This is a genomic window from uncultured Tateyamaria sp. (genome assembly GCF_947503385.1).
Taxonomy (GTDB): Bacteria; Pseudomonadota; Alphaproteobacteria; order Rhodobacterales; family Rhodobacteraceae; genus Tateyamaria.
Genome location: NZ_CANNDO010000003.1, coordinates 170,277 through 182,080 on the forward strand (window position 1 = coordinate 170,277; position 11,804 = coordinate 182,080).

11 protein-coding genes are annotated in these 11,804 nt (G+C 63.3%); 9 read left to right on the forward strand and 2 right to left on the reverse strand.

Annotated elements, in window-relative coordinates; all coding sequences use genetic code 11:
- Window positions 1–31 precede the first annotated feature (31 nt).
- Window positions 32–583 carry a DUF4453 domain-containing protein gene (locus Q1A85_RS11935; RefSeq protein WP_299689163.1) on the forward strand — a complete coding sequence of 184 codons (552 nt, stop codon included), beginning with the start codon at window positions 32–34 and terminating at the stop codon, window positions 581–583.
- A gap of 2 nt (window positions 584–585) precedes the next feature.
- Here Q1A85_RS11935 and Q1A85_RS11940 read toward each other — a convergent pair whose 3' ends face one another.
- On the reverse strand, window positions 586–1,251 hold the full coding sequence (locus Q1A85_RS11940; protein WP_299689166.1) for a DUF2461 domain-containing protein: 666 nt from the start codon (window positions 1,249–1,251) through the stop codon (window positions 586–588).
- A gap of 223 nt (window positions 1,252–1,474) precedes the next feature.
- On the opposite strand from Q1A85_RS11940, the gene Q1A85_RS11945 reads away from it, so the two are divergent.
- Genes Q1A85_RS11945 through Q1A85_RS11955 form a run of 3 tightly spaced genes read left to right on the forward strand, consistent with a single transcriptional unit; the run spans window position 1,475 to window position 4,241 of the window.
- Window positions 1,475–2,401 (forward strand): aldo/keto reductase, encoded by a 927-nt coding sequence (locus tag Q1A85_RS11945; RefSeq protein WP_299689169.1) that lies wholly within the window; start codon window positions 1,475–1,477, stop codon window positions 2,399–2,401.
- Window positions 2,398–3,471: an FAD-dependent oxidoreductase gene (locus Q1A85_RS11950; RefSeq protein ID WP_299689172.1), complete on the forward strand. Its 1,074-nt coding sequence runs from the start codon at window positions 2,398–2,400 to the stop codon at window positions 3,469–3,471. The genes Q1A85_RS11945 and Q1A85_RS11950 overlap by 4 nt, the downstream gene beginning before the upstream one ends.
- The gene (locus Q1A85_RS11955; RefSeq protein WP_366140582.1) at window positions 3,468–4,241 is read left to right on the forward strand and encodes a GH25 family lysozyme; all 774 of its coding nucleotides are present in this window, start codon (window positions 3,468–3,470) and stop codon (window positions 4,239–4,241) included. The genes Q1A85_RS11950 and Q1A85_RS11955 overlap by 4 nt, the downstream gene beginning before the upstream one ends.
- A 60-nt stretch (window positions 4,242–4,301) precedes the next feature.
- Here Q1A85_RS11955 and Q1A85_RS11960 read toward each other — a convergent pair whose 3' ends face one another.
- On the reverse strand, window positions 4,302–4,829 hold the full coding sequence (locus Q1A85_RS11960) for a thioredoxin family protein (RefSeq protein ID WP_299689175.1): 528 nt from the start codon (window positions 4,827–4,829) through the stop codon (window positions 4,302–4,304).
- Between the two features lie 83 nt (window positions 4,830–4,912).
- On the opposite strand from Q1A85_RS11960, the gene Q1A85_RS11965 reads away from it, so the two are divergent.
- From Q1A85_RS11965 to Q1A85_RS11985, 5 genes are all read left to right on the forward strand, one after another.
- Window positions 4,913–6,586 carry a thiamine pyrophosphate-binding protein gene (locus Q1A85_RS11965; protein ID WP_299689178.1) on the forward strand — a complete coding sequence of 558 codons (1,674 nt, stop codon included), beginning with the start codon at window positions 4,913–4,915 and terminating at the stop codon, window positions 6,584–6,586.
- Window positions 6,587–6,668: 82 nt separating this feature from the next.
- The gene (locus tag Q1A85_RS11970) at window positions 6,669–7,829 is read left to right on the forward strand and encodes an acyl-CoA dehydrogenase family protein (protein ID WP_299689181.1); all 1,161 of its coding nucleotides are present in this window, start codon (window positions 6,669–6,671) and stop codon (window positions 7,827–7,829) included.
- A gap of 100 nt (window positions 7,830–7,929) precedes the next feature.
- Entirely contained in the window at window positions 7,930–9,930 is a 2,001-nt protein-coding gene (locus tag Q1A85_RS11975) for an acetate--CoA ligase family protein (protein ID WP_299689184.1), read from the forward strand.
- 3 nt (window positions 9,931–9,933) lie between these two features.
- Entirely contained in the window at window positions 9,934–10,539 is a 606-nt protein-coding gene (locus Q1A85_RS11980; RefSeq protein ID WP_299689187.1) for a DJ-1/PfpI family protein, read from the forward strand.
- Window positions 10,536–11,321, forward strand: a complete 786-nt coding sequence (locus Q1A85_RS11985) for a carnitinyl-CoA dehydratase (protein ID WP_299689189.1) — start codon at window positions 10,536–10,538, stop codon at window positions 11,319–11,321. Before Q1A85_RS11980 ends, Q1A85_RS11985 begins: the two co-directional genes overlap by 4 nt.
- The last annotated feature ends 483 nt before the right edge of the window (window positions 11,322–11,804 follow it).

An 11,804-nucleotide genomic window follows, 5' to 3' on the forward strand; every position in this document is an offset into this window, starting at 1 on the left:
CCATCGCGCGCCCAGACGCCACGCTGATCTCATGCGCTTCACCATTCTCCTCTGCCTGCTTGCAGGCCCCGCATGGGCCGACGCCTGTCACGACTGGTGGTTCACCCGCAACCTCGTGATCGACCGGGCTGGCTACTGCTTTGGCTCTGTGCTGGGGCAGGCACAATTCGACAACACAGGCTGCATCGGCAAAACCGTGTCGCTGGACCCCGCCAGCACCGCCGCGGTGAACCAGATCCGCGGTCTTGAGGCCGATTATCAGTGCCGCGTCGACACCAGCCAGCCTGTGCTGAACCTGCCCGACCGCGACCTGCGCCTGCAACTTTTGGCGCTGCCCATCGCGGACGGATTGGAAAGCGCCTGTATCGGGTACCGCGCCACGCCGTTGGCCCTGCGCGCAGCCCCCTCCGCCAATGCGCCTGTAATTGGCCAGATCACACCGGGTGACACCATCAGCTATGCCCACCTGCCCGCAAATGGCTGGAGCTACGTGACCACCTACACCGACACCCGTGCGTTCCGTAGCGGTGGCTGGTTCGCGGATGTCGTGGCCGAGGGCGATTGTGATCTGTGGGCCGGATAGGCTCAGAGGTGCATATCGAACTGCTGCCAGACGGGCAGCAATGCCTCTACCCTCGACAGCGACGCCTTCAGCACACCCGCTGTGCGCCAATCGTCCGCCATCGGCGCTGACACCGCCAGCGCCTTGCGCCTGAGCAAATCCGCATGGGCGTGATCGGGATCATAGGGTTTGGGGACCTTCTTTAGCGGCTCCGACCCCCAATCGCTGATCTGTGCGCCAACGGATTGCGCGGCACCATCCAGTGCCTCCTGCACGCCATCACCCCAGTTGTCGACAAAGGCACGGTAGCGCGTCAGTGTTTCGCCCTTTAGTCCCATGATCCCCATGCCAACGATGAAATAGGACGGTGCAAGCCCCCAGAACCATGACGGTGCCAGCGCATCCTGATCAGCGGGCGACCACATCAAATGTAGATGTGTGTTCAGCGGTGTCTTGTCCTTAGAAAACCGCACATCGCGGTAGATGCGGAACAGTTTTGGTCTGTGCGCCTTGCCGGTCAGTCGGGCGATATCCTCGGCCATCAGATCGGCAAAGAACCCCGCAGGACCGGCTATCGCCTCTTTGTAATGGGCTTTGCGCGGCTCAAACCAAGCCTTGGAATTGTTCTGCTCCAGCTCAGTGAAAAAGCGCACAGCATCGTCTACCATCGTCTCGAACCCGTCCGCCATCTCATGCCCTCCGTGCGGTGCGTGTCACCCTACCCTATCGCTGCGCCAGCCTCCGTCCACCGATAACACTGTGGTCGCAAATATACCCCTCGCCCTTGTTTGCGGGTGGCTATGCACAGACATGCGTCTGCAGAACCGGGCTTTGGCGGGCCACACGACCGTTTCGCGACACGCTATACGTTAACCGTTGCGCGTACCGTGCCCCCATGCCACCAATTCGGACATGATCACGTCTCTTAACGGCACCCCGCTATCGCCTCTCACCTTCGGCACGATGCAATTCGGTGGCAGCGCCGATGCGTCGCAAAGTGCGGCGATGTTCGACGCTGCCCGCACCGCAGGGATCACGCATTTCGACACCGCCCATGTCTATACAGGCGGGGCCTCCGAAACGTTGTTGGGCCAATGCGCCAAGGCCGACCGCGACAGCCTGATCATCGCAACCAAGGCGGCGTATGAGGGAGGCTCAAGCCGCCGCAATATCCTCGACGGGTTCGACATCTCGCAGCGTCGGCTGGACATGGATGTCGTCGACATCCTCTACCTGCACCGTTTTGATGATGACACGCCGTTGCAGGAAACCTTTGACGCGTTGGCCACGCTGAAACATGCCGGTCGCATCCGGCACATCGGCGTGTCCAACTTTGCCGCTTGGCAAATCGTCAAGGCGCAGGGCGTGGCCGCCGGGTTCGATATACGCATCGACATCGCGCAACCGATGCACAGTCTTATCAAACGGCAGGCCGAGGTCGAAATTTTCCCAGCCTGTGTGGACCAAGGCATTGAACTTGCGACCTATTCCCCGCTGGGCGGTGGTTTGCTGACCGGGAAATACGCCTCCGGCGGCACTGGCCGCCTGACCGAGGATCACCGCTATGCCGCCCGCTACAACGTGGCATGGATGCGCGAGGCGGCCGTCGGGCTCACCGCACTCGCCAACGAGATGGGCGTACACCCCGCCAGCCTCGCCGTGGCGTGGGCCATGGCCCATCCCGCGCGCCCGCGCCCCATCGTGTCGGCCCGGTCGACGGCACAGCTCGCCCCGTCGCTGGCGGCCCGCGACATCGAGATGACGGCAGAACTGTATGACAGGATGACAGCGCTCAGCGTGACGCCGCCGCCAGCAACCGACAGGATCGAAGAGGCATGAGCGATTTTGTTGTCATTGGCGGTGGCATTGCAGGCCTGTCCGCCGCCGCTCGGCTGGCCCCACACGGCCATGTCACCGTGCTGGAGGCTGAGGATGCGCTGGGATATCACGCCTCGGGCCGCTCTGCCGCGCTGTTCGAACAGAACTATGGCCTGCCGCCCGTGCGCGCCCTGAACCGCGCCAGCGCCGCCTTTCATCAGCCCTATCTCAGTCCCCGCGGACTGTTGCTGGTGGCACGACAGGGCGAAGATGCCGCGTTCGAGGCTGACATGGACGACATGCGCCTAACCGAGATCGACATGGAAAGAGCCCGCAGTCTGGTTCCCATCCTGAACGACACCGTGACGCGCGCGGCATATCACGCAGATGCGCAAGACATCGATACCGACCGCATGTTGCAGGATTTTGCCCGAACCGTGCGCCAGCATGGCGGCCAAGTGATCACCGGGGCGCGCGTCACCGCGATACGTCCGGGCTGGCACGTGGACAGCAAGGCCGGTGCGTATAAAGCAAAACGGATCGTAAACGCGGCAGGTGCATGGGCAGATGTAGTTGCCACGATGGCCGGTGTGCAACCCATTGGGATCAAACCCTTTCGCCGTTCCATGGCGCGCCTGCCCGCGCCGGGCGGTCACGATGTGACAAGCTGGCCAATGATCTTCGGCGTAAGCGAAAGCTGGTACGCGAAACCCGATGCCGGGGCGCTGCTGGTCTCTCCCGCGGACGAAGATCCGGTGGAGCCGCACGACGCATGGGCGGATGATATGGTGCTTGCGCACGGGCTTGATCGGTACGCCAGCGCCGTGACGGAGCCGGTCACGCGGCTCGACACATCATGGGCCGGGTTGCGCAGCTTTGCCCCTGACCGGGCGCTGGTCCTTGGCCCCGATCCGCAGCAACCTGATTTCATCTGGTGCGCGGGCCAAGGCGGCTATGGTTTCCAATCCGCACCGGCGGCCAGCCAGTTGCTGGCCGATCTGACGATGGGCCATGCGCCTGCGCTTGATCCCGAGACCGTGCGCGCCCTGTCTGCCACACGTTTTGCCACACAGTCGGAGCCTGTGATATGATGCGCCGTGCCGCCGCCCTGATGCTCGTGTTTCTTGCCGCGTGCGGCACCCCGCGCCCCGCCCCCCAAGTGCCGATTGGTCCCATGGTGATCGGCGACAGTGCACCGGTCCGCTTTGCCGGACGCCAGCCCACCAGCTTTGCGGTACGCGGCATGGATGCGGCCCGGTTTCAACAATATGTCGACTGGCCGCGCGCCAGGGCCGTGGGTATCGAGTTTGTCTTCCTCAAGGCGACCGAAGGTGGCGACCTGCTGGACCCGAAATTCCGCGATCACTGGCGCGATGCCGCCCGCGCAGGCATCGCGCGCGGTGCCTACCATTTCTATTATTTCTGCACCGCGCCAGAGGTGCAGGCCCGCTGGTTCATACGCAATGTCCCCCGCACCCGGGGCAGCCTGCCTCCCGTGCTCGATATGGAATGGAACCCGTTTTCCCCGACCTGCCAGCGCCGCCCGGACGGCGCGACGGTCCGCGCTGAAATGAAACGGTGGCTTGACATTGTGACCGTGCATTACGGCCAACGTCCCGTCATCTACACCACGCCGGGCTTTTACAAGGATGCCGGACTAAACCGTTTGAACGGCTATGAATTCTGGTTGCGTACAACGGCCAAAACTCCCGCACAGGCCTATCCCGGCCAGCCTTGGCGCTTTTGGCAATATACCGCGACCGGCACCCTGCCCGGCACACCGGGTGCGATCGACATCAATGCTTTCAACGGCTCCGCGACCGACTGGGCAAACTGGAAGGCCGAACGCACCATTCGCTGATCCCGCCCCGTCTCTGTCCCCGAAAAATCCTCCCCGAAGGGCCGGGGTGCCGCCCGCGCTTCATCGCCATTTTATGGAACACCCCATGGACGCCACCTGCGCCTGCGGGCCGCGACCGGTCGCCGCCACCTGCCGCATCCCCTCAAGCAGGTCCCGCGTGCCGTCTGGTCCCGTCAACCGCCCGCGATATTGCAGCCCACCCGAGGCGTTAAAACCAAAGAAATCCGGCGTGCACACCGCGCCATAGGCCTGCGCCACCGCCTGATCCGCGTCCACCAGATAGGGGAAGTTGAACCCATGCGCGGCGGCAAATCGCACCATCTCCTCCGGTCGGTCTGCGGGGTAGGCGTCAAAGTCGTTGGACATCACAGCCAGAACGCCGATCCCCTCATTCATCAACGCGGCAGCATCCGCCGCCAGTTGATCTGCGATCCGCATCACATACGGACAATGGTTGCAGATAAAGGCCACCAGCAACCCTGCGCCACCCAGATGATCCTGCATCCGGTGCTGCCTGCCATGAGCATCCGGCAGGGTAAAATCCGGCCCCTGCCAGCCAAAGTCGCAAACGGGGGTGTCCAGCAACATGCGCATTCTCCTTTGCCCCTGCTCTATCACACTTGCATCTGCCGCGCAGCCGCGCACAACTGGCGCGCAAACGGGAGGTGAACATGGCGCAAATCGGGGGACATCTGCTGGTTGATTGCCTGCGCGGATTGGGGGCCACCAAGGCCTTTGGCGTGCCGGGGGAAAGCTACCTTGCCGTGCTCGATGCGCTGCATGACACCGGCGGCGCGCTTGATTTTGTGCTATGTCGGCAAGAGGGCGGCGCCGCCTTCATGGCCGCCGCATGGGGCAAGCTGACGGGTCAACCCGGCATCTGCCTTGTGACCCGCGGACCCGGGGCCACCAACGCATCTATCGGCGTACATACCGCGATGCAGGACAGCAGCCCGATGATCCTGTTCGTCGGTCAGGTCGCCACATATATGAAGGGGCGCGAGGCGTTTCAGGAACTTGATTACAGGGCTGTTTTTGGCCCTATGGCAAAATGGGCCGTCGAAATAGACGACGCCGATCGCATTCCCGAAATCATCGCACGCGCATGGGTCACCGCCACCACAGGGCGTCCCGGTCCCGTGGTTGTGGCCCTGCCCGAGGACATGCTGACCACCCTCACAGATGCCGCCCCGTTGACCGGCACCGCATCACTGCACGGCCCCCACCCGGCCCCGGATGCCGTCCGGCAAGCCCACGAAATGCTCAGCGCGGCCAAACGCCCCCTGATCCTCTATGCGGGCAGCCATTGGACCGCTGCTGGCCGCGCCGCACTGCAAGGCTTTGCCGAAGCATCCGACATCCCCGTGGCCGCCGTGTTCCGCTATCAGGACCAGTTCGACAACCATTCATCCGCCTTTGTGGGCGAGGCCGGTGTGGGCATGGTGCCTTGGGTCAAACGCATGATGGGTGAGGCCGATGTGATCCTCGCACTTGGCGCGCGTTTCGGCGAAAATTCGACCGACGGCTACACCCTGTTGGACGTGCCGGTGCCCCATCAAAAGCTGATCCACGTCCACGGCTCAGACGCGGAACTGGGCAAGGTCTACCAGCCCGCCCTTGGCATCCACGCTGATCCCGGTGCCTTTGTCACGGCTGTTGCAGAAATGGGTCCTGTGCAGGGCCAATGGCACAATTGGCGCGCAAAAGGGCGCGCCGAATACGAGGCCGGGCTGCACGCACCATCGCAACCCTCGCCCGTCGATATGGCCGCCGTCATGGCGCACTTGCAAGACGTCCTGCCCAATGACGCGATCCTGACAAACGGTGCAGGCAACTTTGCCATCTGGCCCAACAAGCATTTCTGCTTTGGACCCGGCCAGCGCCTGCTCGCGCCGCAATCCGGTGCCATGGGCTACGGGGTGCCTGCCGCCATTGCCGCCAAGGTGGCAGAGCCTTTGCGCACCGTGATATGCTTTGCCGGGGACGGGGATTTTCAGATGACGGGCCAAGAGCTTGCGACAGCACGGCAGGCCGACGCCTGCCCCGTCATCCTGATCCTCAACAATGGCATCTACGGCACTATCCGCGCCCATCAGGAACGCCACTACCCCACCCGCGTGTCTGGCACTGAAATGGTCAGCCCCGACTTTGCGGCGCTGGCCCGGTCTTATGGCTGTCACGGCGAGCGGGTGGAGCGGACCCAAGACTTTGCCCCCGCCTTTGCCCGCGCGCTGGCCTCGCCGACCGGAGCGGTGCTGGATCTGGTGATCTCTGCCGAAGCGCTCACGCCGCGCATGACGTTGAGCGCCATACGTGCGGCGGGTGAGGCCGAAAGAGACCGATAACGACACGCGATGCGTCGCAAACCGGGGCAGCAGCGGGCAAGCAAATGCGCTTTGCTGCATTTGAAGGACAGGGGAAGACCACATGCAGTTCGGACTGAGCCAAGAACAGGAGATGATCGTCTCCACTGTGCGCAGCTTTGTCGAGAACGAGATTTATCCGTATGAGGCGGAGGTCGAGCGCACCGGTCAAGTCCCCCATGAGCTTGGCCAAGAGATCAAGCGTAAGGTCATCGACATGGGCTTTTACGCCTGCAACTTCCCCGAAGACGTGGGGGGGGCCGGGCTGAGCCATTTGGATTTCACGCTGGTCGAACGCGAGTTGGGGCGTGGGTCCATGGCGCTGACACATTTCTTTGGCCGCCCGCAGAACATCCTGATGGCCTGCAATGCCGATCAACGCGAACGCTACCTGTTGCCTGCCGTGCGCGGCGAACGGATGGATGCGCTGGCCATGACCGAACCGGATGCCGGATCGGATGTCCGCGGCATGAAATGCACGGCGGTGCGGGATGGGGGCGATTGGGTGGTCAACGGCTCCAAGCACTTTATCTCGGGGGCGGAACACGCTGATTTCTTTATCGTTTTCATCGCAACGGGCGTAGACGACACCCCCAAAGGTCCCAAGAAACGCATCACGACCTTTCTCGTGGATCGAGGCACGCCGGGGTTTGAGGTGCGCGATGGTTACGCGTCGGTGAGCCACCGGGGTTACAAGAATTGCATCCTCGATTTCTCTGACTGCCGCCTGTCGGACGCGCAGGTGCTGGGCGAGGTGGATGGCGGGTTTGCGGTAATGAACGAATGGCTATACGCGACGCGCCTGACGGTGGCCGCGTTTTCCGTGGGGCGCGCGCGACGCTGTTTCGATTATGCACTGAACTATGCGGCTGAGCGCAAACAGTTCGGCCAGCCGATTGGCAAATTTCAGGGCGTGGGCTTTCAAATTGCAGATATGGTGACAGAGATCGACGCCGCCGATTGGCTGACCCTTGCCGCTGCATGGCGGCTCGACGCGGGGGGCCCGTCCAACCGGGAAATCGCGTCTGCCAAGCTCTATGCCTCGGAAATGCTGGCGCGGGTGACGGATGCGACCTTGCAGATTTACGGCGGCATGGGACTGATGGACGATTTTCCCATCGAGCGGTTCTGGCGCGATGCACGGGTGGAACGCATCTGGGACGGCACATCCGAAATCCAGCGGCACATCATCAGCCGCGACCTGCTGCGACCGTTGGGGGCCTGATTTGGTTTCGAATGAGCAAGGCTCATCCGACAGACCTGGGGGGCCAGCCCCCCAGACCCCCCGGGATTTTTTGGGGACAGAGACAGGGACATTGCGCCGATTGCTGCGCCCCAGATCGATTGCGGTTGTCGGCGGGGGCGCATGGTGCGCGTCCGTGATCCGGCAGGCGGAGTTGATGGGCTTTGACGGGGCAATCTGGCCTGTGCATCCGCAGAAAATGCACGTGGCGGGGCATGGAGCCTTTCCCACGGTTGAGGATTTGCCTGCGCCCCCTGACGCGTGTTTTGTCGGGGTGAACCGGCAAACCACGGTGGAGGTTGTGGCGGCGTTGGCGCGGATGGGCGCCGGAGGAGCGGTTTGCTTTGCCTCCGGCTTTGCGGAGGCGCATCGCGAGGACGCAGCAAGCGGGGATTTACAGGCGGGTTTGGTGGTTGCGGCAGGTGACATGCCGATCCTTGGGCCCAACTGCTATGGTTTTATCAACGCTCTGGATGCCGCATTGCTCTGGCCGGATCAGCACGGTTGCACGCCGGTGGACCGGGGCGTGGCAATCCTGACGCAAAGCTCAAACATCGCAATCAACCTCACAATGCAGGATCGCGGCCTGCCCATCGCCTACGTGGTGACCTGTGGCAACATGGCACAGACCTCTCAGGCGCAGATCGCACTGGCCCTGCTGGATGATACCCGCGTGACGGCCATCGGTGTACACATCGAAGGGTTTGGCGACATCGCCGCGTGGGAAGCGTTGGCGGCCAAGGCACATGCGTGCGGCGTGCCTGTCGTCGCACTCAAGGTTGGCGCGTCGGATCAGGCCCGTGTAGCAACCTTGTCGCACACAGCATCGCTGGCGGGGTCGGATGCGGGGGCACAAGCGCTGCTGGATCGGCTGGGTTTTGCCCGCGTGGGGGGGCTGACCGACTTTCTCGAAACGCTGAAGCTCTTGCATTGCACAGGTCCGCTGAACGGCAACCGGCTGGCTTCGATCAGCTGTTCTGGCGGTGAGGCGAGCCTTGTGGCCGACATGGCGCTGTCGCGCAGCCTCGAGTTTCCAGTGCTGAGCCCCCAGCAGCAAAAGGCGCTGCGCGCGACCCTTGGCCCGATGGTCGCCCTCAACAATCCATTGGATTACCATACTTATATTTGGCGTGACATTGATGCGATGACGCGGGCATGGTCCGCGATGACCGGGCCGGATATCGACCTCACGATGTCAATCGTGGACTATCCGCGCACCGATCCCAGCGATTGGGCCTGCACGGTCGATGCGGCATTGGCGGTGCGCGCACACACCGGGCGCCCTTTTGCGATTGTTGCCAGCTTGCCGGAGTTGATGCCCCAAGACACAGCCGCCACCCTGATTGCCGGGGGCGTGGTGCCCTTGTGCGGTTTGAACGAAGCCTTGGCCGCAGCAGAAGCGGCCGCGCAGATAGGGGTGCCGCGTAGCGATGCGGTGTGGCCAGCGCCGAGCATAGACGGGGCGGAATTGCTAACCGAAGGCGCCGCCAAGGCGGCCCTTGCCACATATGGCGTCGACACGCCACGCAACATCACCACCACGCTTGCAGATGTGGATGCGGCCGTCGCGACATTCCAAGGTCCGCTTGCCGTCAAGGGCGTCGGCTTGGCACACAAAACCGACGCCGGAGCCGTCCGGCTGAACGTGACACCGCAAGACGCGGCCAGCGTTGCACGAGAGATTGGCACGGACACCGTGCTGATCGAAGAGATGATCACAGGGCCCGTGGCCGAACTGTTGCTGGGTGTCACGCGCGATCCGGCCCATGGCTTTGTCCTGACCATCGGCGCGGGCGGCATCTGGACCGAAGTGATGCGCGACACCGCATCCCTGCTGCTGCCGGCAACAGAGGCGGAGGTGTCCCGTGCCTTGTCGGGCTTGCGCATCGCTCCGGTGCTCGGCGGTTATCGCGGGCAGCCTGCGGCGTCCGAGGCCGCGATTGTGTCAGCGGTGATGGCGCTTCAGACTTACGTATCCGCGCACCGGGCGGGTATAAGCGAGATCGAGATCAATCCGCTCCTGTGTACGTCCACCCGGGCGGTGGCCGTGGATGCGCTGCTGCATATGAAAAAGGGGACCTGAGCCATGCGCAAAATCGCCGCCGTGCTGTTTCCGGATTTCGAAATGCTGGACTTGTACGGCCCCTTGGAGATGTTCAGCTTTTTCCCGGAGGCGTTCGAGATACGGACTGTCGCGCTGGCGGCAGGACCGGTAAAGGCGTCGGGCGGGCCCGACACGGTGGCGCAGGATGCCGTCACGGACGGCGTGGATTATGACTTGCTGTTGGTGCCCGGCGGGCGCGGCACCCGGAGCATCGTCGACAACCAAACCCTTTTAAACTGGCTTCGCGTGCAAGCGGCGCGCGCGGAATATGTCGCATCCGTTTGCACCGGGTCGCTGTTGTTGGCCAAGGCCGGCGTGCTGGACGGGCGCAAGGCCACCACGAACAAACTGGCCTTTGACAAAGTGGCAGGTCAGACCACGGGTGTGGACTGGCAACGTCGGGCGCGCTGGGTGTGTGACGGCAACCTCTTTACCGCGTCCGGCGTGTCGGCGGGCATGGACATGACGCTGGCCGTGATTGAAGACTGCCTTGGTGCCAAGGCCGCCAAGGACGCCGCCCGCTGGGCCGAATACACACGCAACACCGACGCCAACAACGATCCCTTTGCCGCACCGGAGGCCCCATGACAGACAGCCCGATCAAGACCCGCATCGACGGCACCATTCTCGAAGTGACGTTGGACCGGCCAAAGGCCAATGCCATTGACCTCGCCACCAGCCGCATCATGGGCGAGACGTTCATGGCATTCCGGGACGACCCTGATCTGCGCGTGGCGATCATCACCGGATCGGGCGACCGATTTTTTTCCCCCGGGTGGGACCTCAAGGCGGCGGCGGATGGCGACGCTGTGGACGGCGATTATGGCGTCGGCGGCTTTGGCGGGCTACAGGAGCTGCGCGGGCTGAACAAACCGGTGATCGCGGCCGTGAACGGCATTGCCTGCGGCGGTGGGCTGGAACTGGCGCTGAGCGCGGACATGATCCTTGCTGCGGATCACGCGACGTTTGCATTGCCCGAAATCCGGTCCGGCACCGTGGCCGATGCCGCAAGCGTCAAGCTGCCCAAGCGCATCCCTTATCATATCGCGATGGAGCTTTTACTGACCGGGCGTTGGTTCGACGCCGAAGAGGCGCACCGCTGGGGGCTGGTCAACGAGGTGGTGCCCGCAACGGATCTGATGGACCGCACATGGGAACTGGCGCGACTGATCGCCTCTGGCCCGCCGCTCGTCTATGCCGCGATCAAAGAGATCGTGCGCGACGCCGAGGACGCCAAGTTTCAGGACGCGATGAGCCGTATCACGCAAAGCAAACTGGCGACGGTCGAGACGCTGTACCGGTCCGAAGATCAGTTGGAGGGCGCGCGCGCCTTTGCAGAAAAGCGCGATCCGGTTTGGAAGGGTCGATGACCCCTGCCCCCTGATGCGCGCCGCGTCATTGCGCCGGGCTTTGTGTCCGATCGACCCTCCGGGGGGGATTTTTGGGGACAGAGACGGGGACCTCGTGGTGTATCAGCTGCGCCGGCACGAGCCGACCACAGTGGACTAGGCCAAAACAGTGGCCGCAACAGGGCGGATGGTAAGACGCTGACCATCGCCGACGGCCTTGCCCCATGTCTTCGTCTTCGCCGCAGGAGTTAGAGGCGGCAACCGGCGACGAAACCGACCGAATTGACGCGGGACAGGTTCGGTCAAACTATCCCTGCCTCGGCCGGACTGCCCGGCGCTGGCATCGGGATCAGATTGGCTTTTTACAGGCTAAGACCTGCAATTTGCCGGTGCGCATGTTCGTATGCCGTCCCACCCACGGGGTGAAGTATCGACTGAAGCCCCATGCCGCAATCATCCGGTCCGTATCGCGCAGAAAGCCGGACGCTGCTCGTGCATCCGCCA